Below are 25,898 nucleotides of genomic sequence, written 5' to 3'. Positions count from 1 at the left end.
ATCTCTGATCAGTTGCCGAGTGATCAGAGTATGTCCAAGCGTTCGTCCCTCGCCTTCCCCCCGGCGAGATTGCTGCTTCCCGCCCTCCTGGTGCTCGGCCTCGGCGGCTGTCAGACCACTGGCATCGAGGACGTCACCGGGGCGCTCGACGGCAAGCAGGAATCCGCCGCCAAAGCCGACGCCAGGCCGGAGATGGACGCGCTTCGCGAGCGTTACCGCGCCAAGCCCAGCGATCCCGCCATTGCGCTCGAATACGGCAAGGCGCTGCGCGACACCGGCCAGCGCGCACAGGCGGTTGCGGTGCTGGAGCAGGCCGTGCTCGCCCATCCCAGCAACAAGGCGCTGCTCGCCGGCTATGGCCGTGCGCTCGCCGACAGCGGCAATTTTCAGCAGGCCTTCGACGTGCTCAGCCGCGCGCATACGCCTGAAGATCCCGACTGGCGGATATTATCGGCGCAGGGCGCCGCGCTCGATCAGCTCGGCCGCAATGAAGAGGCGCAGCAATATTACGCAAGCGCGCTGAAGATCGTGCCTGATGAGCCGCAGATTCTGTCCAATCTCGGCCTGTCCTACATGCTGCAGAACAAGTTGCCGCGGGCCGAACAGGTGCTCGGCCGCGCCCATCAGCGCAATCAGAAAGACGTGCGGATCCGTGCCAACCTCGCCCTCGTGCTGGGATTGCAGGGACGCCAGGCCGAGGCTGAAATCCTCGTCAAGGCGGATTTGCCGCCGGATCAGGCGGCGGAAAAGGTCACGGCGCTGCGCCAGCTTCTGGCGAAGAAGCAGCAGCAGCGGGCCGAGAAGTAGCCCGGCCTTCTTGCCTACGAGGCCTTGCGATGCGGGGCCGATGGGCGGCCCGACCGGCCCTTCAGCTTCTTCAGCAACGGCTCGAGCAACGAGCGCTTCGGCTTCTTCACCTCGCCGCGGCCCGCGAGGCGGTTCGCCATGTTCTGAAACAGCTCGGTGGTGCGGTGGTTCTTGGAGACTTCCGCGATCATCTGGCCGTTATTGGCCGCGGTCGAGAACAGCTTCGAATCGAACGGGATCACCGCGATCGGCTGGCTCTCCATGGTTTTGGCGAAGGCCTTGACGTCGATCTCCGCGCGCTTGTGCATGCCGACCTGGTTGAGGCAGTACAGTGGCGGCCGGTCGTTTGGTCGCGCCGCTTTCAGCACGCTCAGCATGTTCTTGGTGTTGCGCAGGTTCGCAAGATCGGGCTCGGCGACGATGACGATGTCGTCGGCGTTCACCAGCGCGCGCCGCGTCCAGCCGGACCATTGATGGGGGACGTCGAGCACGATGCAGGGCGTGGTCATGCGCAGCGTGTCGAACACGGCGTCGAAGGCTTCGGCGCCGAAATCGTAGACGCGGTCGAGGGTCGCCGGCGCAGCGAGCAGGCTGAGGCGCTCGGTGCATTTGGCGAGCAGGCGCTCCATCAGCGCCGTATCCGGCCGGTCCTGCGATAGCACCGCATTGGCGATGCCCTGCACCGGATCCTGGTTGTAATCGAGGCCCGCGGTGCCAAAGGCGAGATCGAGGTCGATCACGACCGAATCGAGCGACAAATCACGGGCGATGGTCCAGGCCACGTTATGCGCGACGGTGGACGCGCCGACGCCGCCCTTGGCGCCGACCACTGCGATGACGCGGCCGGTGATGATGGTCTCGGAGGCCGAGAACAGGCTGCAGATCGAGCGGACGACGTCGAGAGTCTCGACCGGTCCGACCACATAGTCGTTGACGCCGCGGCGCACCAGCTCGCGATAGGGCGCCGTGTCGTTGGGATTGCCGATCACCACCACGCGGGTGCCGGGGTCGCAGACGCCGGCGAGGTCGTCCAATCCCTCGAGAATGTCGCGCGTGCCGTCGGATTCGATCACGATCACGTTCGGCGTCGGCATCGACTCATAGACTTCGATCGCCGCGGCAAGGCCGCCGTCCTTGGCGGTGAGATGCGCCTTGGCAAGCCGGCGGTCCTGACCGGCCGCGGTCACCGCCTTGAGCGTCTGCTCGGTCTCGCAAAAGGCCTGCACCGAGATGCGAGGAACCGGCGCGATGTGTTCCTCGGGATGTAGCGAATCGTCCGCTTCTTCGTCGTGGATGCCCGTCATTTGCCTGTGTCGCTCAGCTTTGCCTTGTCGGCGTCGGGATTGGGAGTCGAGATCGCCGTGCCCTTGCGATAGCGCTCGAACGCGATGTCGCGCCGCGCGGTATAGGCCGGTGTCTCGGATCGTGGCTGCTCGAGATCGGCGGGGTTGTCGATCATTGCCGCGAGGTTGCGCTGGCTGGCGCAGCCGAGATTGAAAAAGGGCCGGTTCTCGTTGTAGCCGGGGTCGAGGATGTTAGGCCCGACGTCTTCCGGCCACAGCCCGCAGGGGCCGGCCACCGCGGCCATCCTGGAATAGCTCAGGCGAATCGTGGGCAGCAGCCCGGGATCTTCAGGGCGATAGGGATGCTGCACGATGGCACGCGACGGCACGCCGCCGGATGCGAGCACAGAGCGGATCTCCTGATAGGTCGCGGCCGCCGCGCGCGAATTCGCGCTGTCGACGGGAACGTCGACGACGACCGAGCCGGTGCCTTCGCGCACCCAGTCCCGCGCAATGCCCGCGACATCCGAATGCTGCGGGGCAGAGAGGCCGCCCCGCGCCTTGCCGACGAAGATCACGATCGACTTCTTGCCCTCCTGCACCGCGATCGGGTGACGCTGGCGGTAATCGGTCGGGACCGTCTGGGTGACGATGTCGCCGGTGGTGTTGCAGGCACCGAGCATGACGGACAGGCCCGTCAGTGCCAGCGCGATCCCAAAGCCGCGACGTCGATCGGCTGATGTTGTCGTCATCGCCTGGTCCCCTCTTGCCCGTTCCTTGCCCCGATCCCCAGACCGTTCGTCTCAGTCGATGATGAACCCGAAATCCCCGGGCGTGCCGGCGACCGGATCGACAGGGCCCGCGACGCCGTAGAGGCGATTGACCCGGCCGAGCAGCGCCCTTTGTGCGTCCGAGGCCGGCGCAAAGCCGTCGTCGGGCCGTGACAATTCCTTCTGGGCGACTGCGCGCACCACATAGGGCGTGACGATCACCATCAGCTCGGTCTCGTTGTTGACGAAGTCCTGGCTGCGGAACAGCGCGCCGATGATCGGTACCTGGTCGACGCCAGGCAGTCCGTTGATTGCCTGCTTGGTCTGCTGCTGGATCAGGCCGGCCATCGCCATCGAGCCGCCCGAGGGAATTTCCAGTGTGGTCTCGGCGCGGCGGGTCTGGATCGAGGGAATGGTGATCGAATTGCTCGAGGTCGAGGACACCGCCTGGGTCAAGGTGATCGAGTTGGTGTTCGACAGCTCCGAGACCTCGGTCATCACGCGCAGGCTGATACGGCCTTCGCTGAGCACGACCGGGGTGAAGTTCAGCGAGATGCCGAACTTCTTGTAGGTGACCTGGGTGGTGCAGACGTGAGTGACCGGATCGCAGGCATAGCCTCCGGGAATCGGGAATTCGCCGCCGGCAACGAAAGTGGCGGATTCGCCCGAGATCGCCGTCAGGCTCGGTTCGGCCAGCGTGCGCATGACACCGGCACTTTCCATCGCGCGCATGGTGGCGCTGACGGTGGCGATGCCCTTGGCGAGCCCGGCGACGCCGAGCCCGTTGCTGCCGACGATCGGCCCGCCCGAGACCGAGAACGGGTTGGAATTGTTGAAATTCACCACCGCCGTGCCGGCGTTCAGGCTGGCGCTGAGATCGACGCCGAGCTGCTTGACGATGTCGCGGCGCACTTCGCCGACGACGACCTTGAGCATCACCTGGTCGCGGCCGCGCACGACGATGTTGTTGACGACCTTGTCCGATCCGCCGACCAGCTTTGCGGCGACGTCGCCGGCCTGCTGCGCCTCGACCGGGCTCGACACCGAACCGGTCAGCATCACGCTGTCGCCGACACCTTCGATCTGCACGCCCGGCAGCGACTGGCGCAGGGCCGCGCGCATGCCGTTGAGATCGCGCTTCACCGCGATGTCGTAGGAGGCGACCTGCTGGCCGTCGGCGGCGAAGAACACGACGTTGGTCTGGCCGACCTGACCGCCGATGATATAGGCGCGCTGAGCCGAGCGGATGACCGCGTTGGCGATCTTGGGATCGGCAACCAGCACGTCCTTGACCTCGCGGGGCAGGTCGATGACGACGGATTTGCCGATACCGAGCGAGAGAAAACGCGTCCGCGCCGACGCCATCGTCGCGACCGGCGACACGCCGAGATCCGGCGCCTGCATCGGTGCCTGGTCGCCGACCGGCGCGTCCGCTGCCCTGACGCAGTCGGGGGCTGCGAGCAGCCCCAGCACCAGCACCACCCCCGTCCAGAACGAGCGTGCGCGCTTCCCCCGAATGCACGCGCCCGTCCGATTGTCCCCGTACTTCATCATGTCCCCATCACTTCTGTGACGTCAGTTGCCGCGTTTGCACGCCGTAGCGGATGACGTTGACGCCTCCGGAGCGCTTGGCTCCCTGGTCCTCGACCGTGACTTCCGTCGCGTTGGCATCGACGATGCTCCGCAGCGCAAGCTGCAGCGTGCCGCCCTGGCGCGCGGCCGACAGCGTGGCGACCTGGTCGGGCTTGAGCTCGAGCGTGACGGTCTTGCCGACCACCGCGTTCTGACCGTCCTTCTCCTTCGGCGCCTGGTCGATCGCGAGCACGCGGATATTGGTCAGGATGACCTCGGACAGGATGAGGTCGTTGCCGCCGGTCGGGCCGTTGGTATCGGGATTCTTCAGGCGGCGGGTCAGCACGATGTCGACGCGGTCGTTCGGCAGGATGAAGCCGCCGGCGCCGGTTTCGGCTGAAATCTCGGTTGAAACGGCGCGCATGCCGGAGGGCAGGATCGCGGCCATGAAGCCGGAGCCTTCGGCCTTGACCAGCTTCTGCTCGCGGATCGGCTCGCCCTGCATCAGCGGGACGCGCGCGATCGAGCCGGCGATCTGGCTCGCGGCCTCGGGCCTGCTGTCACGGCGGATGAAGGCGCTGCTCGCAGTCGCCGCCGGCCAGGTCTGCCATTGCAGATCGTCGGGCTTGAGCGCCTGGCCGAGCTGGATGTCGTTCTTGGCGATGAGGACTTCGACCGTCGGCAGCTTCTCGGCGACGGCCGCAACGGGCGCGGGGGCATTCTGATAGCCGCTCGCCAGATAGGCAGCGACGCCGCCGGCGGCCAACGCGATGACGAGAACGACAATGCGTGCGGTGTTCATACGCTTTACTCATACGCGGGGCACTCGAACCGCACCTGGCGGGTCCCCCCGTGTCGATGAGTAGGGAGTAAAAGTATAAGGGGTCTTGCGAGGCCGAACGCGCCCGCCGGTCACGCCGGGGTCTTTCGGCAGATGGTGAACGTCCCGTTAGCCGGTCGGCCAGCGACCCCGTAGATTCACGTAAGCGCACTCGTGCGTTCGCACGAGCGGGAGCGCGTCATGGTGAACGGGTGGTTAGTGAGGGGACGGCGTGGAGAGAGAGTGCGGGCTCTCCAGTAAGATTCACTTCTTCCGCTTCTCTTCGATCACGTCCCAGATCTTCGCCGCGACATCCGGGCCGCCGAGCCGCGCAATCGCGCGGATACCCGTGGGCGAGGTCACGTTGATCTCGGTGAGGTTGCCGTTGATGACGTCGATGCCGACGAACAACAGGCCGCGCTCGCGCAAGGCCGGGCCGACCGTGGCGCAGATCTCGCGCTCGCGCGGGGTGAGCTCGGTCTCCTGCGCCGCGCCGCCGCGCACCATGTTGGAGCGGAGGTCATCGGCGGCCGGCACCCGGTTCACCGCGCCCGCGAATTCACCATTGACCAGGATGATGCGCTTGTCGCCGTGCTTCACCTCGGGGATGAACTGCTGGATCACCCACGGCTCCCGGAACGTCACCGAGAACATGTCGAACAGCGAGCCGAAATTCATGTCCTGCGGCATCACGCGGAACACCGCCGCGCCGCCATGGCCGTGCAGTGGCTTCATCACGACGGCACCATGCTTGTCGCGAAACGCGTTGATCTCATCTAAGTCGCGCGAGATCAGCGTCGGCGGCATCAGCTGCGGAAAGTTCATCACGAACAGCTTTTCCGGCGCGTTGCGCACCGAGGCGGGATCGTTGACGACAAGCGTCTTCGGATGGATGCGCTCGAGCATGTGCGTCGAGGTGATGTAGGCGAGATCGAACGGCGGATCCTGGCGCAGCAGCACCACGTCGAAACCGTTGAGCGCTTCGCGCCGGGGCTCGCCGAGGGTGAAATGATCGCCGGGCTCGTCGCGCACGGTCAGGAGCTGAACCGGCGCGACGATCTCCTCGCCGACCATCGAGAGCTTGTCCGGCGTGTAATAGGACAGGCCATGGCCGCGCTTCTGCGCCTCCAGGAGCAGCGCGAAGGTGGAATCGCCCTTGATGTTGATGCGGGCGATGGGGTCCATCTGGACGGCGACGTTCAGTTTCATGGTCTGCCTTTCAGGTCGAGGCGTCGAATGCCGCCAACACATGGCGCGGAAGTGAGCGCGGCGCAATCAGCATGGCGTCGAATCGCAATTCGAATTCGGCATGCTCGGGATGCGCCACGAGCCAGCCTTGCGCGGCGTCGATGATGCGCTGCTGCTGGCGCGGCGTCACGGCGAAGGCGGCATCGTCGAGGCTGGCGCGTGCCTTGACCTCGACGAAAGCGATCAAGTTGCGGCGGCGCGCGACGATGTCGATCTCACCATGCGGCGTGCGGTAGCGTTTGGCGAGGATGCGGTAGCCCTTGGCCATGAGATAGGCGGTGGCGCGGCTTTCCGCGGAGATGCCGGTGCGGAACGCGGCGATGCGCTCGGGCGAGGCGACCTTGGGTTCCCTCGGCGTCTCAGCCTTCGCCATTGCCGCCCCGCAAATCTTTTGCGAGCTCGAGCGCGCGGGCATAGACCTCGCGGCGCGGCCGGCCTGAGAGCGCGACCGCATGCGCCACCGCGTCCTTGACGCTGTGCGCGGCCAGCTGCTCGCGCAGGAGCTCGTCCAGCGCATCCGGTGTCAGCACCTCGGCGTCATCAGCCGGCGGCGCGATCACCAGCACGAATTCGCCGCGCGTCTCCAGCCCGTCGGCATCGCGGGCCAGCTCGGTCAGCTTTCCCCGCGAGATCTCCTCATGCAGCTTGGTCAGCTCGCGGCAGATCGCGGCCTCGCGTGTGCCCATGATCTCGGCGAGCTCGGCGAGCGTGTCCTGCACCCGGTTGCCGGAGTCGAACATCACCAGCGTCGCGTCGATGCGGGCGAGCTCGGTCAGGCGGGCGCGGCGCGCGGCGGATTTCGCCGGCAGAAAACCCTCGAAGAAGAACCGGTCGGTCGGCAGCGCCGCGACCGACAGCGCCGCCAGCACCGAGGACGGCCCGGGCAGCGCATAGACGGCGTGGCCCGCGGCGCAGACCTCGCGCACGAGCTTGAAGCCGGGATCGGAGATCAAGGGCGTGCCGGCGTCCGAGACCAGCGCGACCGAGCCGCCCGCCGCAAGCGCCTCCAGGATTTTGGGCCGGGCGGCCTCGGCGTTGTGCTCATGATATTGCTTGAGCTGCGCGGTGATGGCGTAGCGCTCGGTGAGGCGCCGGGTGATGCGGGTGTCCTCGCAGGCGATGACATCGACGCCGGCCAGCGTCTGCAGCGCCCGCAGCGTGATATCGCCGAGATTGCCGATCGGGGTTGCGACCAGATGGAGGCCCGGTGCCGCCTTCGGCGCCGGGAGCCGATGGGCATCAATGGAGAAGCCGCGCGAGGCGGCGTCTTGGGCTTCAGGCGTATTTATCGGGGCCGGCTTTGCGCGCATAATGAAGTCAACTTAGGCACGATCCGCAGGGCTTGGAACCAGCTCCTGGAAAAAGATCGTACCGAGGTGAGGGGTGAGGAAGGACTGGAATGTGATCCGACAGGCATCACATTCGAAGGGAATGAAGCATCAGCGTCATATTCACGGCGAAAACGCCGCCTTGATGCTGGATGACGGACGGTGGACAGCTAGCCAGGACTTTGGGGTGCGGCCGCGTTAAGCGATCATTATCCTTTTGTTTTAGTTAACTATTTGCCGACAATATGCCTGAATCCGCGGCCTTAGTCGCGGGACGAGTGTTGTGACCGGCTGGCGATCGCTGGTCAGAAGAGAAGCTGCCATGGTGGGCCCGCGCGATTTGAAGTCTCCCGTCCAGGGGCCCCCGATGTCAGGGGCGACCCGCCGGAGCGCGCTCGGCCTGTTGCTTGGCGCGCCCCTGCTGTCGGCCTGCGCCGGCGTGCAGCAGAGTCTCAGCCAGTTCTCCAACCCGTTCTCGAGCTCGGCGCCGCCCGCCCAGCCGGCAGGTCCCCCGCAGCAGGCGACCACCGCCGGCACCGGCGGCGTGAAGGTCGCCGTGATCCTGCCGCTGTCGGCGGCCGGCAATGCGGGCCTGGCCGCGCAATCCATGCGCAACGCTGCCGAGATGGCGCTGGCCGAGTTCCAGAACCCGAACATTCAGCTGCTGATCAAGGACGACAATGGCAGCCCGCAAGGCGCACAGGCGAGTGCGCAGCAGGCCGTCGACGAGGGCGCCGAGATCATCCTCGGACCGCTGTTCGCGCAGTCGGTGCCGGCGGTGGCGCAGATCGCGCGCACGCGCGGCATCTCGGTGATCGCGTTCTCGACCGATTCCAGCATTGCCGGTCGCGGCGTCTATCTGCTCTCCTTCCTGCCGGAATCCGACGTCAACCGCATCGTTGAATATTCCGCCGGCATCGGAAAGCGCTCCGTCGCCGTGCTGGTGCCCGACAACGCCTATGGCAATGTCGTCGAGGCCGCGGTGAAGGCGGCGGTGCCGCGCCGCGGCGGACGCATCGTCGCCTTCGAGAAATACGGCGCCGATCGCGCCACGCCGGCGCGCACCGTGGCGCAGCAGCTCGGCAGTGCGGACGCGCTGTTCATTGCCGATGACGGCGATGCCGTGGTGACGGTCGCCGATGCGATGACCGCCGCGGGCGCGAACCTGCGCAACATCCAGCTGCTCGGCACCGGCCTGTGGGACAATCCGCGGGTCTATGCCAATGCGAGCCTGCAAGGCGGCCTCTACGCCGCGCCCGATCCGGCCGGTTTTCGCGCCTTCTCGGGCCGCTACCGCACCAAATACGGCGCCGAGCCGATCCGCACCGCGACGCTGGCCTATGACGCCGTCGCCCTCGTTGCCGCGCTCGCGCGCACGCAGGGCACCACGCGCTTCTCGCCCGACGTGCTCACCAACCCCTCGGGTTTCGCCGGCATCGACGGCCTGTTCCGTTTCCGCGCCGACGGCACCAATGAGCGCGGGCTCGCGGTAATGAAGGTGACGCAAGGCGGCGGCGTTGCTGTCGCGGGTTCGCCGAAGAGCTTTGGGGCGTAGCTCGCTACGCCGCGAGATCCGCGACCACTGCATCGAGCACCGGAAATCCGCTGCTGGTCACGCGCAGCCGTCCCGTCGGATCCACAATGATCGCGCCTTCCTCGCGCAGCAGCGCGATGCGTTTGGGATCGAGCCGGCGGCCGGAAAGGGTTCTGTAGCGCTCGGGATCGATGCCTTCGGCAAGCCGCAACCCCATCAGCAAAAATTCGTCTGCGCGCTCCTCGCTGTTGAGGAGATCGTCGGTGACGACGCCATGGCCGTTGGTCTCGACCCGCATCAGCCAGGCTTCGGGACGCTTCTCGGTGGCGGTCGCATGCCTGACGCCGTCGATGTCGAGGCGGCCGTGCGCGCCGGGGCCGATGCCGGCATATTCCTCGCCGCGCCAATACACGAGATTGTGCCGGCACTCGGCGCCGTGCCGCGCGTGATTTGAAATCTCGTACGCGGGCAGGCCGAGCTTGTCGCAGGTTTCCTGCGTGACGTCGTAGAGCGCGCGCGCGACCGCCTCATCCGGCGTCTTCAATTTGCCGGCCTGGTGCAGGCCGAAGAACGGCGTGCCTTCCTCGATCGTCAATTGATAAAGCGACAGATGCTCGGCCGCTTCATCGATGGCGAGACGCAGTTCATCGGCCCACATCGCCGGCGTCTGGTCGGGGCGGGCATAGATCAGGTCGAATGAGTAACGGTCGAACGAGCGTCGCGCGATGGCGACGGCATCGAGCGCCTCGCGCGCGCTGTGCAGCCGGCCCAGCGCCTTGAGCGAGGCATCGTCGAGCGCCTGCACGCCGAGTGAGACACGATTCACGCCGGCGGTGCGATAGCCGGCAAAGCGCGTGGCTTCGACGCTGGTGGGATTGGCTTCGAGCGTGACTTCGACGTCGCCTGCCACGCTCCAGTGCTTGCCGATCGCATCGAGCACCGCGCCGACGGTCGCGGGCTGCATCAGCGACGGTGTGCCGCCGCCAAGGAAGATCGAGGTGACCTCGCGGCCGGGCGCGCGCTCGGCGGTCGCTGCGATTTCGCGCGCGAAGGCGGAAGCGAAGCGCACCTCGTCGATCGGGGCGTGGCGGACATGACTGTTGAAGTCGCAATAAGGACATTTCGACAGGCAGAACGGCCAGTGCACGTAGACGCCAAAAGCTTCGTTAGCGCGGCTCAAGGCAGATCTCCGCCAGTTTCACGAAGGCGCGGGCACGGTGCGACAGGCCGAGACCGAGCGGCGGCAGGCCGTGCTTCTCGATGCTCTCCATCTCGCCGAAGGTGCGGTCGTGGCCGTCGGGCAAGAACATCGGATCGTAGCCGAAACCGGCGGTGCCCCGCGGCGGCCAGACCAGCGTGCCGTCGACGCGCGCCTCGACCTCTTCGAGATGATCGTCCGGCCAGGCCACGCAGAGTGCCGAGACGAAATGTGCCTTGCGCTTGTCCGGTGTGGTGGCGCCGCGCTCCTGCAGCAGGCGCTCGATCTGCGCCATCGCGGCGTTGAAGTCCTTGGCCGGGCCGGCCCAGCGCGCGCTGTAGATGCCGGGCGCACCGTCGAGCGCGTCGACCACGATGCCGGAATCGTCGGCGAAAGCAGGAAGCCTGGTCGCCTGGGCCGCCGCGATCGCCTTGATCGCGGCATTGCTGCGGAAATCGTTGCCGGTCTCCTCCGGCTCGGCGAGGCCGAGCTCACCGGCCGACACCGCCTCGACGCCGTGGGGCGCGAGCAGCTCCCGCATCTCGGCGAGCTTGCCGGGATTGTGGGTGGCGATGACCAGCTTTCCGGTGATTCGGCGGTGCATGGCTTATTGACTACGCTACGGCCAGTTTCTGCAAGTCCACCAGACGCGCGATGCCTTTCTGCGCCAGGGCCATCAGCTTCAGGAACTCGTCCTGCGTGAACGGTTCGCGTTCCGCGGTGCCCTGCACCTCGATGATGCGGCCATCGCCGGTCATGACGAAATTGGCGTCGGTCTGGGCTTCCGAATCCTCGGCATAGTCGAGATCAAGCACCGGCGTGCCGTTATAGATACCGCAGGAGATCGCGGCGACGTTGTCGCGCATGACATTGGCCTTGATCATGTTGCGCGCCTTCATCCAGTTGACGCAATCGGCCAGTGCGACCCAGGCGCCGGTGATCGAGGCGGTGCGCGTGCCGCCGTCGGCCTGCAGCACGTCGCAATCGACCGTGATCTGGCGCTCGCCGAGTGCTTCGAGGTCGACGATGGTGCGGAGCGAGCGGCCGATCAGGCGCTGGATCTCGACGGTACGGCCGCTCTGCTTGCCGGCGGCGGCCTCGCGGCGGGTGCGTTCGGAGGTTGCGCGCGGCAGCATGCCGTATTCGGCGGTGACCCAGCCGCGGCCCTGGCCCTTCAGCCACGGCGGCAGTCGGTCTTCCAGCGTGGCGGTGACGAGCACATGGGTGTCGCCGAACTTCACCAGGCACGAGCCTTCCGCATATTTGACCACGCCGCGCTCCAGCGTCACGGGGCGCAATTCATCGGGCGCACGGCGGCTTGGCCGCATGGGAAATCCTCCAAAATTCACGGGATAAGGCTGTTGGCGGTGCTTGTAGGTGGGGTGAGGGTGGGCGGCAAGGGCTTATTCATCCCCCGATTTCTCCCTCGATTCCTCTCTCGATTCCTGCCCTGATTCCGGGTCCGCAAACGCCACGCTTGTCAGACGCCTCGGGGATAGACAAATTATGAGTATCTGAGAGGAGTTACAGTCTGTGGCCCATCACGATCCGATCCATCTGATCGCGCCGCGCGCAGGCCTTGCCCAGCTCAACGAGCGTTCCCGCGACATTTTTCGTCAAATTGTAGAAAGTTATCTCGCGACCGGTGAGCCCGTGGGCTCGCGCAATATCTCGCGCCTGATCGCGATGCCGCTGTCGCCGGCCTCGGTCCGCAACGTCATGGCCGACCTGGAACAGCTCGGCCTGATCTATGCGCCGCACACCTCCGCCGGCCGGCTGCCGACGGAACTCGGCCTGCGTTTCTTCGTCGACGCCCTGATGCAGGTCGGCGACCTCAACGAGGCCGAGCGGCAGTCGATCCAGAGCCAGCTCACATCCGTCGGTCAGGCCCACTCGGTCGAGGCCGCGCTGGACCAGGCGCTGACGCGGCTGTCCGGCTTGACCCGGGCCGCCGCGGTGGTGCTGACGCCAAAATCCAATGCGCGGCTGAAGCACATTGAATTCGTCCGTCTGGAACCGGAGAAAGCGCTGGTCATCCTCGTCGGTGAGGACGGCCAGGTCGAGAACCGGGTGCTGACGCTGCCGCCCGGAGTTCCCTCCTCGGCGATCACCGAAGCCGGCAATTTCCTCAATGCGCGAATCCGCGGCCGGACCCTGGCGGAAGCGCGGCTCGAGCTCGAGACGGCGTTGGGCGAGGCCCGCGCCGAGCTCGATCAGCTGGCACAGAAGGTGATTTCCGCCGGGATCGCCAGCTGGTCCGGCGGCGAGAACGAGGACCGCCAGCTCATCGTGCGCGGCCACGCCAATCTGCTGGAGGATTTGCACGCGCTGGAGGATCTGGAGCGGGTCCGCCTGCTGTTCGACGACCTCGAGACCAAGCGCGGCGTGATCGATCTGCTCGGCCGGGCCGAGACGGCCGAGGGCGTGCGTATCTTCATCGGCAGCGAGAACAAGCTGTTTTCGCTGTCGGGGTCTTCCACCATCATCTCGCCCTATCGGGATGCCGCCGGCCACATCGTCGGTGTCCTGGGCGTGATCGGGCCGACGCGGCTGAATTATGCCCGCGTGATCCCGACTGTGGACTACGCCGCTCGCATCGTCAGCCGCCTATTGGGGGGCTGATCGGGTTCGATCCGATCACGGCCGCTTGATTTTCGCGGCTCAAAGCACGATATCCGGACCAACAATCCCTGGAAACGAGTTCGAGATAAGAGCCGATGACCGATCGAGACCGGCAACCCGAAGACGCGGCCGCGCCGACTGGCGAGCCCGTGGTGTCGAAGCCCTACATCATGCCCGACGATCCCGAGCCAGGCTCGGTCGAGAGCCTGCAGAAGGAAGTCGCCGAGGCGCGCGATCGCACGCTGCGGACGCTGGCCGAGATGGAGAATTTGCGCAAGCGCACCACCAAGGAAGTCGCCGACGCCCGCCTCTACGGCATTACCGGCTTTGCCCGCGACGTGCTCGACATCGCCGACAATCTCCAGCGCGCGCTCGATGCCGTTCCACCCGAGGCTCGCGCCGCGGCGGATCCCGGCCTGATCTCGCTGATCGAGGGCGTCGAGCTCACCGAGCGGTCGCTGCTCAACGCGCTGGAAAAGCACGGCGTGAAGAAGCTCGATCCGCAGGGCCAGAAGTTCGACCCGAATTTCCACCAGGCGATGTACGAAGTGCCCGATCCGTCGGTGCCCTCTGGCACCGTGGTCCAGATCATGCAGGCCGGCTACACCATCGGCGATCGCGTGCTGCGTCCGGCCTTGGTCGGCGTCGCCAAGGGCGGTGCGAAGCCCGCGCCCGCCGCGAACAACAACGAATCGAGCGGCGCGCCGAACTGAGTTGGGTTGTCATTCCGGGGCGATGCGCAGCATCGAACTCCAGTGCGCACTGCGCACCGGAGGATCTCGAGATTCCGGGTTCGGCACTTCGAGCCGCCCCGGAATGACGACGCGAAACGCCTAGGCCCCCACCGCGATATCCGCAGACTGAATCCGCTTCACGCCGGCCTTGGCCATGTCGGCCCAGGCCTTTACGAGCGAGCCCTGCGTGTCGATGCCGCGGCAGGCGTCTTCCACCACATAGACTTCGAAGCCCGCCTTGCGCGCGTCGAGCGCCGTCCAGGCCACGCAGAAATCCGTCGCCAGGCCAGCGACGAAGACGCGCTTGATCTTGCGCCCCTTCAAATATCCGGCGAGGCCGGTCGAGGTCTTGCCGTCGGCTTCGAGGAAGGCCGAATAGCTGTCGACGTCCTTGTGAAAGCCCTTGCGGATGATGAGCTCGGCGTGCGGGATCGCGAGATCCTTGGACAGCGCCGCGCCGTCGGTGCCCTGCACGCAATGATCAGGCCACAGCACCTGCTTGCCGTAGGGAAGGTCGACGGTCTCGAACGGCTTCTTGCCGGAATGGACTGAGGCAAACGAGACGTGGCCCGGCGTGTGCCAGTCCTGCGTCATCACCACGTTCGCAAACGCCTTCGAGATCTTGTTGATGACAGGCACCACCTGCTCGCCCTCCTTCACGGCGAGGCTTCCGCCCGGCAGGAAGCAGTTCTGTACGTCGATCACGAGCAGCGCCGAGGTCTCGTCCGGCTTGATCGATGCCGCTGCAAGCAGTGCGGTCGGCGCGAGAGTCGCCAGCGCCGTCGTTCCAAGCATTGCCAAGACTTGTCGTCGATCCAGCATTGTTCGCCTCCCCTCAGGATGATCCAACGGAGCGAAGCCTAGTTCTGCGCGGCAGCGAACAGAAGCCCGAAAATGCAGCCGGTGTTGGTGAGGGGTTGGGCGTGCAGCCCCAACCTCGCTGTCGACCCTGCGAATGCGGGGGATGACAGCAAGTGTTTTGCGCGGCCGTCGCGCTTCAGCCCTTCGGCTGGATCCCGTCGCGCACGGCGCGGAAGCGGGTGAAAGCTGCTTGCCACTGGTCGCGCGGAGCGCTGGCGATGATGCGCAGCGAAGCGCCGCCGCTCGAGAAGCGGATCCACTGCACCACGGTCACCGGCGTCTTGTCCTTGCCGCTGACGCCGTCGATCCGGGTCTCGAAGCCCTGCTGGCCGTTGATGCGGATCGGCTCCGACATCGTGACACGGGATTCGCGCACGCCGGGGATCTGGAGCGCGGCCTCCTGGGCGAAGCGGGCGCGGTCGTCGGCGGCTTGCGGGGTGGCGCCGATCACGCCGAGGATCATGAACGGCTTCGATTCATAGCCCGTGCTCTCGTCGCCGTCGGCCAGGATGATGCTGCTGCCCGGCGCCAGCGTGCGGATGTCCTTGAAGTCGGCGAGATCGGTGATCTTGAACGGCATCAGTGCGATCTGCTCTTCCGCCGAGACTTGCTTGCGCGTGGTTGCGCTCGCGAACATCTGGCGCACCGCCTCGTCGGTGTAGATCTTGGTCGCGTTCTCGGGGACCTGCACCGCGACATAGCCGGAGAAGCCGGCGCCCGGCACGATCATCGAATAGCGCTTCACCGGGGTGTCGCCGGCCTTGCCGCTTTCGGTGGTGAAATAGGCCAGACCCGCGGGGGTCTCGACCTTGTCCTGCTTGACGCCGTTCGTTCCGGCCGGATTGGCATTGAAGGCGCTCACGACCTCGCCGTAGGCAGCCGGCGGCAGCTCGGTGATCAGCACCTTGACGCTGCCATCCTCACTCTCGAAGCCCGGAAAGGTTTTTGCGGTGTTGAGGCCGACCAGCGGCACCATGCCGAGGCGCAGGCCGGGTGGAAACACGGCGTCGGCGGCGAGGGCCGGAAGCGCGGAGGCGGCGAGAAGGGCGAGCGCGGCGAGGGGGCGGATCAGCTTCATGGGCACTCTGATTGGTTCACATTGAGGCCGTTCGATGGTCGGCCACCGGGCCGCTTTGTCGCGCGGAGCAGCTGTGGCGGCTGCCCGGCCGGCCCGCCTTTTACCGGGTTTGGGCCCGAGGCAACAGGGCGGGCGGGGCTCGCGGTAGCGGGGGCTTGCTGATGCCTGAACCTGTTAATGATTCCTCACCCGCAAGGGCGGTGGAGCCCGGATATGATCTTCCAAAACCCAATGTTTTCACGGCTCAAACTTGCGTTCGGTCCTTGCGGGCCCCTCCCCCCCTCCTATATGAGCCTCAACCATCGCAATATCGCGAATGTTTGATCTTAGGGGGTTTCGGTTCGGGTGCCTTCTGGGCCCAGCCAACCTGCCGCAAAAAGAAGGATATCAGGACCATGGGAAAGGTCATTGGGATCGACCTCGGCACCACGAATTCGTGCGTCGCCGTGATGGATGGCAAGAACGCCAAAGTCATCGAGAATTCCGAAGGCATGCGGACGACGCCTTCGATCGTCGCCGTCACGGATGACGGTGAGCGCCTCGTCGGCCAGCCGGCCAAGCGCCAGGCCGTCACCAATCCCGAGCGCACCTTCTTCGCAGTGAAGCGCCTCATCGGCCGCCGCTACGACGACCCGATGGTCGAGAAGGACAAGAAGCTCGTCCCCTACAAGATCGTGAAGGCGTCCAACGGCGATGCCTGGGTCGAGGCCGACGGCCAGACCTACTCGCCCTCGCAGGTCTCGGCGTTCATCCTGCAGAAGATGAAGGAGACCGCGGAAGCCCATCTCGGCCAGAAGGTCGATCAGGCCGTCATCACCGTTCCCGCCTACTTCAACGACGCCCAGCGTCAGGCGACCAAGGACGCCGGCAAGATCGCGGGCCTCGAAGTGCTGCGCATCATCAACGAGCCGACTGCGGCCGCGCTCGCCTACGGTCTCGACAAGACCAAGACCGGCACGATCGCGGTGTACGATCTCGGCGGCGGCACGTTCGATATCTCGATCCTCGAGATCGGCGACGGCGTGTTCGAGGTGAAGTCGACCAACGGCGACACCTTCCTCGGCGGCGAAGACTTCGACATGCGCCTGGTCGGCTATCTCGCCGACGAATTCCAGAAGGAGCAGGGCATCAACCTGCGCAACGACAAGCTCGCGTTGCAGCGCCTGAAGGAAGCCGCTGAAAAGGCCAAGATCGAGCTGTCCTCGACGACGCAGACCGAGATCAACCTGCCGTTCATCACCGCAGACCAGACCGGTCCGAAGCATCTGACGATGAAGCTCACCCGCGCCAAGTTCGAGGCGCTGGTCGACGACCTCGTCCAGAAGACCGTCGAGCCCTGCCGCAAGGCGCTGAAGGATGCCGGCGTCACCGCCGGTGAGATCGGCGAAGTCGTTCTGGTCGGCGGCATGTCGCGCATGCCGAAGGTCCAGGAAGTCGTCAAGCAGCTGTTCGGCAAGGAGCCGCACAAGGGCGTCAACCCGGACGAAGTCGTGGCGATCGGCGCTGCGATCCAGGCCGGCGTGCTTCAGGGCGACGTCAAGGACGTGCTGCTGCTGGACGTGACCCCGCTGTCGCTGGGCATCGAGACGCTGGGTGGCGTGTTCACCCGCATCATCGACCGCAACACCACGATCCCGACCAAGAAGAGCCAGGTGTTCTCGACCGCCGAAGACAACCAGAACGCGGTCACCATCCGCGTCTTCCAGGGCGAGCGTGAAATGGCGGCCGACAACAAGATGCTCGGTCAGTTCGACCTGATGGGCATTCCGCCGGCTCCGCGCGGCATGCCGCAGATCGAGGTGACCTTCGACATCGACGCCAACGGCATCGTCAACGTGTCGGCCAAGGACAAGGCCACCGGCAAGGAGCAGCAGATCCGCATCCAGGCCTCCGGCGGCCTGTCGGAAGCCGACATCGAGAAGATGGTCAAGGACGCCGAGGCCAATGCCGAGGCGGACAAGAAGCGCCGCGAGGCCGTCACCGCCAAGAACGAGGCGGATGGTCTGGTGCATTCGACCGAGAAGGCTTTGGCCGAGCACGGCTCGAAGGTCGGCGAGACCGAGCGCCGCGCGATCGAGGACGCCGTCGGCGACCTCAAGGAAGCGCTGAAGGGCGACGATGCCGAGGCGATCAAGGCCAAGACCCAGACGCTGGCCCAGGCTTCGATGAAGCTCGGCGAGGCCATGTACAAGCAGCAGGCCGAGGCCGATGCCAAGAAGGACGCGGCCAAGGACGACGTCGTCGACGCGGAATTCACCGAGGTCGACGACGACAAGAACAACAAGAAGTCCGCTTAAGCCCCAAGAGGGTGATGATGCGGACGGCTTGGACCCCACACGCACCAAAGGCCTCCTCCCTCGCGGGGGAGGCCACGGTGTCGGGCTCAGCGGGACCGATACCCGCAACGATCGATCAATTCCCAGCTGTTATGCTGAACGCCGCCGTGCCGGCTTCCGTCGCGAGGCGGAAGGGCGCTTATGTCGTCGCGCAGCGGCATCGTTTCGCTCCGACTTGATTCGCGATTGGATAGACCGAGCTCATCATGTCCACGTCCACCAAGCGCTGCTACTACGAGACTCTCGAAGTCGAACGTGATGCCGACGAAGGCAAGCTGAAATCGTCGTTTCGCAAGCTGGCGATGAAGTTCCACCCCGACCGTAATCCCGGGGACGACACCAGCGAAGTCAAGTTCAAGGAAATCAACGAGGCCTACGAGGTTCTGAAAGACAAGGACAAGCGCGCCGCCTATGACCGCTACGGTCATGCCGCTTTCGAGCAGGGCGGTGGCGGCGCCGGGTTCGGTGCGGGCTTCGCGTCCTCTTTCTCCGACATTTTCGAAGATTTGTTCGGCATGGCCGGGCAGCGCGGCCGCGGCGGCCGCGAGCGCGGCGCCGACCTGCGCTACAACATGGAAATCACGCTCGAGGAAGCCTTTGGCGGCAAGACCGCGCAGATCGAGATTCCGGTCTCGGTCACCTGCGAGGCCTGCTCGGGCATCGGCGCCAAGGCCGGAACCAAGCCGAAGACCTGCTCGACCTGTGGCGGCGCCGGCCGCGTGCGGCAATCGCAGGGCTTCTTCACGTTGGAGCGGACCTGTCCGGGCTGCCAGGGCCGCGGCCAGATGATCGAGGATGCCTGCCCGTCCTGCTCGGGCCAGGGCCGCGTCACCCGCGAGCGCAATCTGTCGGTCAACATTCCCCCCGGCGTCGAGGACGGCACCAGGATCAGGCTCGCCGGCGAAGGCGAAGCGGGAGTCCGCGGCGGTCCGCCCGGCGACCTCTACATCTTCCTGTCGCTGGCCCAGCACCAGTTCTTCCAGCGCGACGGCGCCGATCTGCATTGCCGTGTGCCGATCTCGATGGTGACGGCCGCCCTCGGCGGCGAATTCGAGGTGCCGACCATCGAGAACAGCAAGGCCAAGGTGAAGGTGCCGGCCGGGACCCAGTCCAACCGCCGATTCCGCATTGCATCAAAAGGCATGCCGGTGCTGCGGTCGCGCCAGATGGGCGACATGTATGTTCAGGTCGTGGTCGAGACCCCGCAGAACCTCACCAAGAAGCAGCAGGAATTGCTGGCCGAGTTCGAAAGGCTGTCAAGCGGCAACACCCAGCCGGAATCCGAGGGTTTCTTCGCCAAGGTCAAGGATTTCTTCGGTAATCGGGCGAGTTGACTCGGCTTGACCGTACCGCCTTCGGCCTATACGTCTTTATGACCATTTTCTGACACGCCGCGGTCCTGCGGTCCCGTCCGGTCCAGACATGCCATTGCCATCGTCCGCGCGTGCGTTGAAGAAGCCTCGTCTCGACGACGAGGTGCGCTTTCTCAGATCGTGGATCGAAAAGCCGCTGCACATGGGTGCGGTGATGCCGTCGGGCAAGCTGTTGGCCCGGACCATGGCCCATTACGTCGATGTCGATTCGGACGCGCCAGTGGTCGAGCTCGGGCCCGGCACCGGTGCCATCACCTCCGCGCTGGTCGAGCGCGGCGTCGACCAGAAGCGTCTCGTTCTCGTCGAATACAATCCCGGCTTCTGCGCGCTGCTGCGCGACCGCTATCCGCAGGCCAAGGTGGTGCAGGGCGATGCCTATCGCCTGCGCGACACGCTCTGGAACGTGCTGAGCGCGCCGGCCAGCGCGGTCGTCTCCGGCCTGCCGCTCGTGACAAAGCCGATGCTGACGCGGCTGCGGCTGATCCGCGATGCCTTCACGGCGCTGGCGCCCGGCGCGCCCTTCGTCCAGTTCACCTATGCGGTGGTGCCGCCGATCCCGAAATCGCTGCCCGGCGTGTCCACAGAGGCTTCGGAACGGATCTGGATGAACCTTCCGCCGGCCCGCGTCTGGGTGTATCGCAAGGACTAATCCCGCCGGCTTCCTTCTATGCGCGGCGGGCTCGTTTCGCCGAACGTATGGAAGTGGATGTCCGCACCGAAAATCCTGGTCATTCCCGGCTCGCTGCGCACCGGCTCGCACAACGCGAAGCTGGCGGCGGTCATCGCCTATGAATTTGCCCGGGCCGGCGTCGATGTCACCCGCATCTCGCTCGCCGATTTTCCGCTTCCGATCTATGACGGCGATCTCCAGGCCAAATCCGGCGTGCCCAAGCACGCGATCAACCTCAAGCGCATGATAGGCGCGCATCATGGCGTGCTGTTCGTCACGCCCGAATACAACGCCTCGGTGCCGCCGCTGCTCAAGAACGCGATCGACTGGGTCAGCCGCGTGCACGAGCTGAATGAGGCGCGCGGCGACGTGTTTCGCAACCGCGCCTTCGCGCTTGCCGGGGCGTCACAGAGCCGGCTCGGCGCGGCGCGCGCACTGCAGGCGCTGCGGCTGATCCTGACCTCCTGCCACGCCAATGTGATTGCCAGTCAGCTCACGCTCGGCTTTGCCGACCAGGCCTATGACGATATGGACAGGCTCAAGAACGAGGGCGACATCGCCGCGTTGAAGGAGCTCGTCGCGCAATTGATCGACATTTCCCAACGCATGATGTGAGGTGACATGACGCCAGCCGAGATCGCTCCAAAAGACCGCCTGATCGTCGCGCTCGATCTGCCCAGCGTCGATGCCGCGGAGGCGACGATCAACCGTCTCGGCGACAGCGTCACCTTCTACAAGATCGGCTATCGCCTCGCTTATGCCGGCGGATTGCCGCTGGTCGGCAAGCTCGCCGACAAGGGCAAGAAGGTCTTTCTCGATCTCAAGCTGCACGACATCGGCAACACCGTGACGCAAGGCGTCGAGAGCATCACCAGGCTCGGCGCCACCTTCCTGACCGTGCACGCCTATCCGCAGACCATGAAGGGCGCGGTCGAGGGCCGCGGCAATTCGAGCCTGAAGATCCTCGCGGTCACGGTGCTGACCTCCTATAACGACGACGATCTGCATGCGGCAGGTTTCCGGCTCGGCGTCTCCGAGCTGGTCGAGGCGCGCGCGCAGCAGGCGCAGGTGCTTGGCGTCGACGGGCTGGTGTCCTCGCCGGAGGAAGCTGCAGCGCTCCGCAAGATCGTCGGCCACCAGATGTGCCTCGTCACACCGGGCATCCGGCCCGCCGGCTCGTCGACCGGCGACCAGAAGCGCATCATGACGCCGGGCCGCGCGATCGCCGCCGGCGCCGATTATCTCGTCGTCGGGCGTCCGGTCGTGGAAGCCGCTGATCCCAGGGCCATCGCAGACGCCATTCAGGCCGAGATCGCGCAGGCGCTGGGCTGATCAACAACACAGGGAGAAGAATAATGGCAAAGGGCTACTGGATCGGGCGCGTCGACGTGAGCAGTGACGAGGGTTACAAGCCCTACGCCGTCGCCAACGGTCCGATCTTCAAGAAATGGGGCGGCCGCTTCGTCGTCCGCGGCGGCAAGTTCACCACCGTCGAAGGCGCCAGCCGCACCCGCAACGTCGTGATCGAATTCCCCGACTACGAGACCGCGATCGCCTGCTACAATTCGCCGGAATACCAGGCCAACATCAAGGTGCGCCAGCCGCACTCGGTCGCCGATCTCATCATCATCGAGGGCTATGACGGCCCGCAGCCGCAGGACGGCTGAGGCGCGATCTCACTTACCCTCCCCTCCAGGGGAGGGTAAGCGAGCGCGTGCCTCCCAAGCCCCTCGGTTGCCGGAACTGCCTCCCCCCGCTACAACGGCGGCGAAGAGGATCACACCATGTCCGACATGCGCTTGATTGTTGCTGGAGCCGGCGGCCGGATGGGCCGCGCGCTGGTGCGGGCGATTTCCGAGAGCAAAGGCGCGGTGCTGGCCGGCGCGCTGGAGGCCCCGGGATCGGAGCTGCTCGGCAAGGATGCCGGGGTGCTCGCAGGGCTGCCCGCCAACGGCATCAAGCTCTCGGCCGATCTCTGGGCGATGTCGAAGGAGGCCGACGGTATCCTCGATTTTACCGTCCCTGCCGCCACCATCGCCAATGTCGCGATCGCCGCCGAGCGCGGCATCGTCCATGTCGTCGGCACCACCGGGCTGTCGGGCTCCGACAACGCCGTGATCAAGAGCGTCACCAACCGTGCCGTCGTGGTGCAGTCGGGCAATATGAGCCTGGGCGTCAATTTGCTTGCCGCCGTGGTCAAGCGCGTCGCCAAGGCGCTCGACCAGGGTTTCGACATCGAGATCGTCGAGACCCATCACCGCATGAAGGTCGATGCACCCTCCGGCACGGCGCTGATGCTGGGCCAGGCCGCCGCCAGTGGCCGCGGCGTCACGCTCGATGAGCATTCCGAGCGGGGCCGCGACGGTATCACCGGCGCGCGCAGGCCTGGCAATATCGGCTTCGCCTCGTTGCGCGGCGGCACCGTCGCCGGCGATCACAGCGTGACCTTCCTCGGGCCGTTCGAGCGCCTGACGCTGACGCATCAGGCCGAGGACCGCATGCTGTTCGCCCATGGCGCGCTGAAGGCGGCGCTGTGGGCGCATGGCAAAGCGCCGGGGCATTACTCCATGGCCGACGTGCTCGGCCTTGCCGATATCTAGTCGACAATAAGCAACGGAAAGCAGTCAATGAGCGAACGTCTTCTCGTGCTCGTGCGCCACGGCCAGAGCGAATGGAATCTGAAGAACCTGTTCACCGGCTGGAAGGATCCTGACCTCACCGAGCTCGGCGTGAAGGAAGCTACCGAAGCCGGCCGCAAGCTGAAGGCACAGGGTCTCGTGTTCGACGTGGCCTTCACCTCGGTGCTGACGCGCGCGCAACACACGCTCGATATCATCCTCGGCGAGCTCGGCCAGAAGGGCTTGCCGACTTCGAAGAACCTCGCGCTGAACGAGCGCGACTACGGCGATCTCTCCGGCCTCAACAAGGACGACGCCCGCAAGAAATGGGGTGAGGATCAGGTGCTGATCTGGCGCCGCTCCTACGACGTGCCGCCGCCCGGCGGCGAAAGCCTGAAGGACACGCTCGCGCGCGCGCTGCCCTATTACGTGCAGGAGATCCTGCCCGGCGTGCTCAACGGCAAGCGCACCCTGGTTGCCGCCCACGGCAATTCGCTGCGCGCGCTGATCATGGTGCTGGAGAAGCTGTCGCCCGAAGGCATTTTGAAGCGCGAGCTCGCGACCGGCGTGCCGATCATCTACCGGCTCAACGCGGATTCGACCGTGGCGTCGAAGCTGGATCTGGCGGGCTAAACCTCGCTCCACGCGCGGTGCCGTAGGGTGGGTTAGACAGCGTCTGCGCGAAGCGCAATCGCTGGCGTAACCCACCATCTCTGCCGCCGCGGAAGCATAAGAGGTGGGTTACGCCTACGGCTAACCCACCCTACGAATTCCGCTGCATCCCGAGCTGCCCGGCTTCCCAGCCCAGCATCGCCTGCTTGCGCGTGATGCCCCAATGATAGCCGGTGAGCGTGCCGCTCTTGCCGAGCGCGCGGTGGCAGGGCACGACGAACGAGACCGGGTTCTTGCCGACCGCGGCGCCGACGGCGCGCGAGGCCTTCGGACTGTTGATGTTGCAGGCGATGTCCGAATAGGACACCGCGCGGCCCATCGGGATCTTCAAGAGCGTCTCCCACACCCGCACCTCGAAATCGGTGCCGATCATCACCACGCGCAGCGGCTGGTCCGGCCGCCACAGCCTGGTGTCGAAGATGCGCGCCGCGAGCGGCGCCGTGCCTTCGTGGTCTTCGACATAGGTGGCATTCGGCCAGCGCCGCGTCATGTCGGCGAGCGCGATCTTCTCGTCGCCGTGGTCGGCGAAGGCAAGCCCCGACAGGCCGCGATCGGTGGCGATCACGATCGCCGTGCCGAACGGGGAGGGATGAAAGCCGTAGCGCAAGGTGAGGCCGGCGCCGCCGTTCTTCCATTCGCCCGGCGACATCGCTTCATGCGTGACGAAGAGATCGTGCAGCCGGCCCGGGCCCGACAGGCCGGAATCGAGCGCGGCGTCGAGAATGCTCGCGGAGTCCCGCAGCAGGCCCTTGGCGTGGTCGAGCGTCAGCGCCTGCATGAAGGCCTTTGGTGTGATCGAGGCCCAGCGGCGGAACAGATGGTGCAGCTCATCCGGCGTGACGCCGGCCGCATCGGCCATCGCCTCGATGGTCGGCTGCGCGCGCCAGTTCTCCGAGATGAAGGCGATCGCCCGGCGCACCGAATCATAGTCGCGCAACGCGGCGTGTTGGGGGCCCGGCTTGGTCAGGCGCTGGTCATGTATGGCGAGTGTCATCATGACCGGAAATGTAGGAGAGGGGCGGGTCGGAAACCACCCGATTCCTGACTACGTTCAAGTCACCGGATTATAGGTCGGGCCGCGTCGGGCGGCATTCAGGGCGCCGACCAAGGCATTGTAAAAACTTGTCTTTTCCTCCGGTCCGAGAAAGCCGGCGATACGCAGCCGGCTGCCGCGAGAGATCAGATAGAGATGTTCGATGCCGTATTCCTCGTCGATCTCCTGGTCGAGCCGGACCCAGAGCGGGTTGAACGTCCATTCGGCAACCTGACCGCGGTGACTGACGCGGCGCACGCGCAGCTCCGAAGGCGTGATCACGATCTCCTCGCTGGCCCGCGCGGCGCGGAAATTGGCCTTGAAGGCCCACCAGATCACGAGAACGTCGAGGCCGAAGAAACCGAACACCGGCCAGGCGCCCATCATCAGGAAGACGAGGCCGGTGACGAAGCTGACCGCGCTCACGAACAGCATCACGGCGAGGAAGCCGGTGCGGTTCAGCGAGCGGTGCGGCGTCAGCAGCGCGGAGAAGATCTGCACGTCGCGCGGATCACGATCGCTGCGCTCAATTTCGTTGCCTGTGCTCATCGTCCGTCAGTATATCCCGATCATGGCGAAAATCACCCGCAAGCCGGTCCCGCGCAAGGCCGCCGCGCCGAAAAAGGCAAGGGCCGCTGTCGCGAAGCCCAAGCCCGGCGAGAAAACGGCTCCAGCGAAAAAATCACTCAAAGCGATCAGACCCTGGACGCCCGCCGAGGTCCGCGAGGTCTTCAGCCGTTTCCGCAAGGCCAACTCGGAACCGAAGGGCGAGCTCGAGCACGTCAATCCGTTCACGCTGCTGGTCGCCGTGGTGCTGTCGGCGCAGGCGACCGATGCCGGCGTCAACAAGGCGACGCGCGCCTTGTTCGAAATCGCCGATACCCCGCAGAAGATGCTCGACCTCGGCGAGGAGCGCTTGCGCGACTACATCAAGACCATCGGCCTCTACCGCACCAAGGCGAAAAACGTGATCGCGCTGTCGGCAAAGCTGCTCAGCGAGTTCGGCGGCGAGGTGCCGCGCACCCGCGCCGAGATCGAGTCGCTGCCCGGCGCCGGCCGCAAGACCGCCAACGTCGTGCTCAACATGGCCTTCGGCGAGCACACCATGGCGGTCGACACGCATGTCTTCCGCGTCGGCAACCGCACTGCCCTGGCGCCCGGCAAGACGCCGCTGGAGGTCGAGCTCGGTCTCGAGAAGGTCATCCCGGCCGAGTTCATGCTGCACGCCCATCATTGGCTGATCCTGCACGGCCGCTATACCTGCCTCGCGCGCAAGCCGCGCTGCGAGGTCTGCCTGATCAACGATCTCTGCCGGTGGCCGGAGAAGACGGTCTGAGACGG

27 protein-coding genes are annotated in these 25,898 nt (G+C 65.8%); 13 read left to right on the top strand and 14 right to left on the bottom strand.

Features of this window, described 5'->3' with window-relative positions:
• Positions 1 to 30 precede the first annotated feature (30 nt).
• A complete protein-coding gene (locus AC0WRY_RS00850; protein WP_491122545.1) occupies positions 31 to 807 on the top strand; it encodes a tetratricopeptide repeat protein in 777 nt (258 codons plus the stop codon).
• Positions 808 to 821: 14 nt separating this feature from the next.
• Here AC0WRY_RS00850 and AC0WRY_RS00845 read toward each other — a convergent pair whose 3' ends face one another.
• From AC0WRY_RS00845 to rsmI, 7 genes are all read right to left on the bottom strand, one after another.
• Complete coding sequence (locus tag AC0WRY_RS00845) at positions 822 to 2,111, bottom strand: CpaE/TadZ family protein (protein WP_194405246.1); 1,290 nt, start codon at positions 2,109 to 2,111, stop codon at positions 822 to 824.
• Positions 2,108 to 2,842 carry a CpaD family pilus assembly protein gene (locus AC0WRY_RS00840; RefSeq protein WP_491122544.1) on the bottom strand — a complete coding sequence of 245 codons (735 nt, stop codon included), beginning with the start codon at positions 2,840 to 2,842 and terminating at the stop codon, positions 2,108 to 2,110. Before AC0WRY_RS00840 ends, AC0WRY_RS00845 begins: the two co-directional genes overlap by 4 nt.
• Before the next feature lie 51 nt (positions 2,843 to 2,893).
• A complete protein-coding gene (locus tag AC0WRY_RS00835) occupies positions 2,894 to 4,411 on the bottom strand; it encodes a type II and III secretion system protein family protein (protein WP_194408120.1) in 1,518 nt (505 codons plus the stop codon).
• 10 nt (positions 4,412 to 4,421) lie between these two features.
• Positions 4,422 to 5,234 (bottom strand): Flp pilus assembly protein CpaB, encoded by an 813-nt coding sequence (gene cpaB / locus AC0WRY_RS00830; protein WP_194405244.1) that lies wholly within the window; start codon positions 5,232 to 5,234, stop codon positions 4,422 to 4,424.
• A gap of 282 nt (positions 5,235 to 5,516) precedes the next feature.
• A complete protein-coding gene (gshB, locus tag AC0WRY_RS00825) occupies positions 5,517 to 6,461 on the bottom strand; it encodes a glutathione synthase (RefSeq protein WP_194405243.1) in 945 nt (314 codons plus the stop codon).
• A 10-nt stretch (positions 6,462 to 6,471) separates the two neighbouring features.
• Entirely contained in the window at positions 6,472 to 6,873 is a 402-nt protein-coding gene (locus AC0WRY_RS00820; protein ID WP_194405242.1) for a YraN family protein, read from the bottom strand.
• The gene (gene rsmI, locus AC0WRY_RS00815) at positions 6,860 to 7,810 is read right to left on the bottom strand and encodes a 16S rRNA (cytidine(1402)-2'-O)-methyltransferase (protein WP_194405241.1); all 951 of its coding nucleotides are present in this window, start codon (positions 7,808 to 7,810) and stop codon (positions 6,860 to 6,862) included. Before rsmI ends, AC0WRY_RS00820 begins: the two co-directional genes overlap by 14 nt.
• A gap of 340 nt (positions 7,811 to 8,150) precedes the next feature.
• Between rsmI and AC0WRY_RS00810 the strand changes: the two genes are divergently transcribed.
• The gene (locus AC0WRY_RS00810) at positions 8,151 to 9,383 is read left to right on the top strand and encodes a penicillin-binding protein activator (protein ID WP_194405240.1); all 1,233 of its coding nucleotides are present in this window, start codon (positions 8,151 to 8,153) and stop codon (positions 9,381 to 9,383) included.
• A gap of 4 nt (positions 9,384 to 9,387) precedes the next feature.
• Here the strand turns inward: AC0WRY_RS00810 and hemW are convergent, their stop codons facing one another.
• From hemW to rph, 3 genes are read right to left on the bottom strand one after another with little or no spacing between them, the layout of a single operon-like run.
• The gene (gene hemW / locus AC0WRY_RS00805; RefSeq protein WP_194405239.1) at positions 9,388 to 10,542 is read right to left on the bottom strand and encodes a radical SAM family heme chaperone HemW; all 1,155 of its coding nucleotides are present in this window, start codon (positions 10,540 to 10,542) and stop codon (positions 9,388 to 9,390) included.
• Entirely contained in the window at positions 10,529 to 11,164 is a 636-nt protein-coding gene (gene rdgB, locus AC0WRY_RS00800; protein ID WP_194405238.1) for an RdgB/HAM1 family non-canonical purine NTP pyrophosphatase, read from the bottom strand. The genes hemW and rdgB overlap by 14 nt, the downstream gene beginning before the upstream one ends.
• 10 nt (positions 11,165 to 11,174) lie before the next feature.
• Positions 11,175 to 11,888 (bottom strand): ribonuclease PH, encoded by a 714-nt coding sequence (gene rph, locus AC0WRY_RS00795; RefSeq protein ID WP_194405237.1) that lies wholly within the window; start codon positions 11,886 to 11,888, stop codon positions 11,175 to 11,177.
• Between the two features lie 205 nt (positions 11,889 to 12,093).
• Between rph and hrcA the strand changes: the two genes are divergently transcribed.
• Both hrcA and grpE read left to right on the top strand, forming a co-directional pair.
• A complete protein-coding gene (hrcA, locus tag AC0WRY_RS00790) occupies positions 12,094 to 13,182 on the top strand; it encodes a heat-inducible transcriptional repressor HrcA (RefSeq protein WP_063198796.1) in 1,089 nt (362 codons plus the stop codon).
• Positions 13,183 to 13,277: 95 nt separating this feature from the next.
• A complete protein-coding gene (gene grpE, locus AC0WRY_RS00785; protein ID WP_194405236.1) occupies positions 13,278 to 13,895 on the top strand; it encodes a nucleotide exchange factor GrpE in 618 nt (205 codons plus the stop codon).
• Between the two features lie 120 nt (positions 13,896 to 14,015).
• Here the strand turns inward: grpE and pncA are convergent, their stop codons facing one another.
• On the bottom strand, positions 14,016 to 14,738 hold the full coding sequence (pncA, locus tag AC0WRY_RS00780; protein WP_194405235.1) for a bifunctional nicotinamidase/pyrazinamidase: 723 nt from the start codon (positions 14,736 to 14,738) through the stop codon (positions 14,016 to 14,018).
• A 175-nt stretch (positions 14,739 to 14,913) separates the two neighbouring features.
• Complete coding sequence (locus tag AC0WRY_RS00775) at positions 14,914 to 15,855, bottom strand: hypothetical protein (RefSeq protein WP_194405234.1); 942 nt, start codon at positions 15,853 to 15,855, stop codon at positions 14,914 to 14,916.
• A gap of 395 nt (positions 15,856 to 16,250) precedes the next feature.
• On the opposite strand from AC0WRY_RS00775, the gene dnaK reads away from it, so the two are divergent.
• The 8 genes from dnaK (at position 16,251) to AC0WRY_RS00735 (ending at position 23,485) form a co-directional block, all read left to right on the top strand.
• Entirely contained in the window at positions 16,251 to 18,152 is a 1,902-nt protein-coding gene (gene dnaK / locus AC0WRY_RS00770) for a molecular chaperone DnaK (RefSeq protein ID WP_092251376.1), read from the top strand.
• A 245-nt stretch (positions 18,153 to 18,397) separates the two neighbouring features.
• On the top strand, positions 18,398 to 19,525 hold the full coding sequence (gene dnaJ / locus AC0WRY_RS00765; RefSeq protein ID WP_194405233.1) for a molecular chaperone DnaJ: 1,128 nt from the start codon (positions 18,398 to 18,400) through the stop codon (positions 19,523 to 19,525).
• 88 nt (positions 19,526 to 19,613) lie between these two features.
• Positions 19,614 to 20,213, top strand: a complete 600-nt coding sequence (locus tag AC0WRY_RS00760) for a class I SAM-dependent methyltransferase (RefSeq protein WP_027534962.1) — start codon at positions 19,614 to 19,616, stop codon at positions 20,211 to 20,213.
• 57 nt (positions 20,214 to 20,270) lie between these two features.
• The gene (locus AC0WRY_RS00755) at positions 20,271 to 20,849 is read left to right on the top strand and encodes an NADPH-dependent FMN reductase (RefSeq protein WP_194405232.1); all 579 of its coding nucleotides are present in this window, start codon (positions 20,271 to 20,273) and stop codon (positions 20,847 to 20,849) included.
• A gap of 6 nt (positions 20,850 to 20,855) precedes the next feature.
• Positions 20,856 to 21,566, top strand: a complete 711-nt coding sequence (pyrF, locus tag AC0WRY_RS00750) for an orotidine-5'-phosphate decarboxylase (RefSeq protein ID WP_194405231.1) — start codon at positions 20,856 to 20,858, stop codon at positions 21,564 to 21,566.
• 23 nt (positions 21,567 to 21,589) lie between these two features.
• Complete coding sequence (locus tag AC0WRY_RS00745; protein WP_194405230.1) at positions 21,590 to 21,901, top strand: DUF1330 domain-containing protein; 312 nt, start codon at positions 21,590 to 21,592, stop codon at positions 21,899 to 21,901.
• A gap of 117 nt (positions 21,902 to 22,018) precedes the next feature.
• Complete coding sequence (gene dapB, locus AC0WRY_RS00740; protein WP_194405229.1) at positions 22,019 to 22,834, top strand: 4-hydroxy-tetrahydrodipicolinate reductase; 816 nt, start codon at positions 22,019 to 22,021, stop codon at positions 22,832 to 22,834.
• Positions 22,835 to 22,861: 27 nt separating this feature from the next.
• On the top strand, positions 22,862 to 23,485 hold the full coding sequence (locus AC0WRY_RS00735) for a 2,3-bisphosphoglycerate-dependent phosphoglycerate mutase (protein ID WP_194405228.1): 624 nt from the start codon (positions 22,862 to 22,864) through the stop codon (positions 23,483 to 23,485).
• Between the two features lie 130 nt (positions 23,486 to 23,615).
• On the opposite strand, the gene AC0WRY_RS00730 is transcribed toward AC0WRY_RS00735, so the two are convergent.
• Together AC0WRY_RS00730 and AC0WRY_RS00725 are read right to left on the bottom strand one after the other, a co-directional pair.
• Positions 23,616 to 24,521 (bottom strand): methylated-DNA--[protein]-cysteine S-methyltransferase, encoded by a 906-nt coding sequence (locus AC0WRY_RS00730; protein ID WP_194405227.1) that lies wholly within the window; start codon positions 24,519 to 24,521, stop codon positions 23,616 to 23,618.
• 54 nt (positions 24,522 to 24,575) lie between these two features.
• Positions 24,576 to 25,106, bottom strand: coding sequence for a DUF2244 domain-containing protein (locus tag AC0WRY_RS00725; RefSeq protein WP_194405226.1), 531 nt, complete (start codon positions 25,104 to 25,106; stop codon positions 24,576 to 24,578).
• A 22-nt stretch (positions 25,107 to 25,128) separates the two neighbouring features.
• Between AC0WRY_RS00725 and nth the strand changes: the two genes are divergently transcribed.
• Positions 25,129 to 25,893 (top strand): endonuclease III, encoded by a 765-nt coding sequence (nth, locus tag AC0WRY_RS00720; protein ID WP_194405225.1) that lies wholly within the window; start codon positions 25,129 to 25,131, stop codon positions 25,891 to 25,893.
• Positions 25,894 to 25,898 lie beyond the last annotated feature (5 nt).

Source organism: Bradyrhizobium sp. T-12 (genome assembly GCF_058314695.1).
Note: the sequence above shows the minus strand (reverse complement) of the source record. Positions and strands in the feature narration are given on the sequence as shown.

Bases quoted from the DNA above. Each gene is read 5' to 3' on its own strand.
- AC0WRY_RS00850 (WP_491122545.1), top strand. From the start codon at position 31: ATGTCCAAGCGTTCGTCCCTCGCCTTCCCCCCGGCGAGATTGCTGCTT.
- AC0WRY_RS00845 (WP_194405246.1), bottom strand. From the start codon at position 2,111: ATGACGGGCATCCACGACGAAGAAGCGGACGATTCGCTACATCCCGAG.
- AC0WRY_RS00840 (WP_491122544.1), bottom strand. From the start codon at position 2,842: ATGACGACAACATCAGCCGATCGACGTCGCGGCTTTGGGATCGCGCTG.
- AC0WRY_RS00835 (WP_194408120.1), bottom strand. From the start codon at position 4,411: ATGAAGTACGGGGACAATCGGACGGGCGCGTGCATTCGGGGGAAGCGC.
- cpaB (WP_194405244.1), bottom strand. From the start codon at position 5,234: ATGAACACCGCACGCATTGTCGTTCTCGTCATCGCGTTGGCCGCCGGC.
- gshB (WP_194405243.1), bottom strand. From the start codon at position 6,461: ATGAAACTGAACGTCGCCGTCCAGATGGACCCCATCGCCCGCATCAAC.
- AC0WRY_RS00820 (WP_194405242.1), bottom strand. From the start codon at position 6,873: ATGGCGAAGGCTGAGACGCCGAGGGAACCCAAGGTCGCCTCGCCCGAG.
- rsmI (WP_194405241.1), bottom strand. From the start codon at position 7,810: ATGCGCGCAAAGCCGGCCCCGATAAATACGCCTGAAGCCCAAGACGCC.
- AC0WRY_RS00810 (WP_194405240.1), top strand. From the start codon at position 8,151: ATGGTGGGCCCGCGCGATTTGAAGTCTCCCGTCCAGGGGCCCCCGATG.
- rdgB (WP_194405238.1), bottom strand. From the start codon at position 11,164: ATGCACCGCCGAATCACCGGAAAGCTGGTCATCGCCACCCACAATCCC.
- rph (WP_194405237.1), bottom strand. From the start codon at position 11,888: ATGCGGCCAAGCCGCCGTGCGCCCGATGAATTGCGCCCCGTGACGCTG.
- grpE (WP_194405236.1), top strand. From the start codon at position 13,278: ATGACCGATCGAGACCGGCAACCCGAAGACGCGGCCGCGCCGACTGGC.
- pncA (WP_194405235.1), bottom strand. From the start codon at position 14,738: ATGCTGGATCGACGACAAGTCTTGGCAATGCTTGGAACGACGGCGCTG.
- AC0WRY_RS00775 (WP_194405234.1), bottom strand. From the start codon at position 15,855: ATGAAGCTGATCCGCCCCCTCGCCGCGCTCGCCCTTCTCGCCGCCTCC.
- dnaK (WP_092251376.1), top strand. From the start codon at position 16,251: ATGGGAAAGGTCATTGGGATCGACCTCGGCACCACGAATTCGTGCGTC.
- dnaJ (WP_194405233.1), top strand. From the start codon at position 18,398: ATGTCCACGTCCACCAAGCGCTGCTACTACGAGACTCTCGAAGTCGAA.
- AC0WRY_RS00760 (WP_027534962.1), top strand. From the start codon at position 19,614: ATGCCATTGCCATCGTCCGCGCGTGCGTTGAAGAAGCCTCGTCTCGAC.
- AC0WRY_RS00755 (WP_194405232.1), top strand. From the start codon at position 20,271: ATGTCCGCACCGAAAATCCTGGTCATTCCCGGCTCGCTGCGCACCGGC.
- pyrF (WP_194405231.1), top strand. From the start codon at position 20,856: ATGACGCCAGCCGAGATCGCTCCAAAAGACCGCCTGATCGTCGCGCTC.
- AC0WRY_RS00745 (WP_194405230.1), top strand. From the start codon at position 21,590: ATGGCAAAGGGCTACTGGATCGGGCGCGTCGACGTGAGCAGTGACGAG.
- dapB (WP_194405229.1), top strand. From the start codon at position 22,019: ATGTCCGACATGCGCTTGATTGTTGCTGGAGCCGGCGGCCGGATGGGC.
- AC0WRY_RS00735 (WP_194405228.1), top strand. From the start codon at position 22,862: ATGAGCGAACGTCTTCTCGTGCTCGTGCGCCACGGCCAGAGCGAATGG.
- AC0WRY_RS00730 (WP_194405227.1), bottom strand. From the start codon at position 24,521: ATGATGACACTCGCCATACATGACCAGCGCCTGACCAAGCCGGGCCCC.
- AC0WRY_RS00725 (WP_194405226.1), bottom strand. From the start codon at position 25,106: ATGAGCACAGGCAACGAAATTGAGCGCAGCGATCGTGATCCGCGCGAC.
- nth (WP_194405225.1), top strand. From the start codon at position 25,129: ATGGCGAAAATCACCCGCAAGCCGGTCCCGCGCAAGGCCGCCGCGCCG.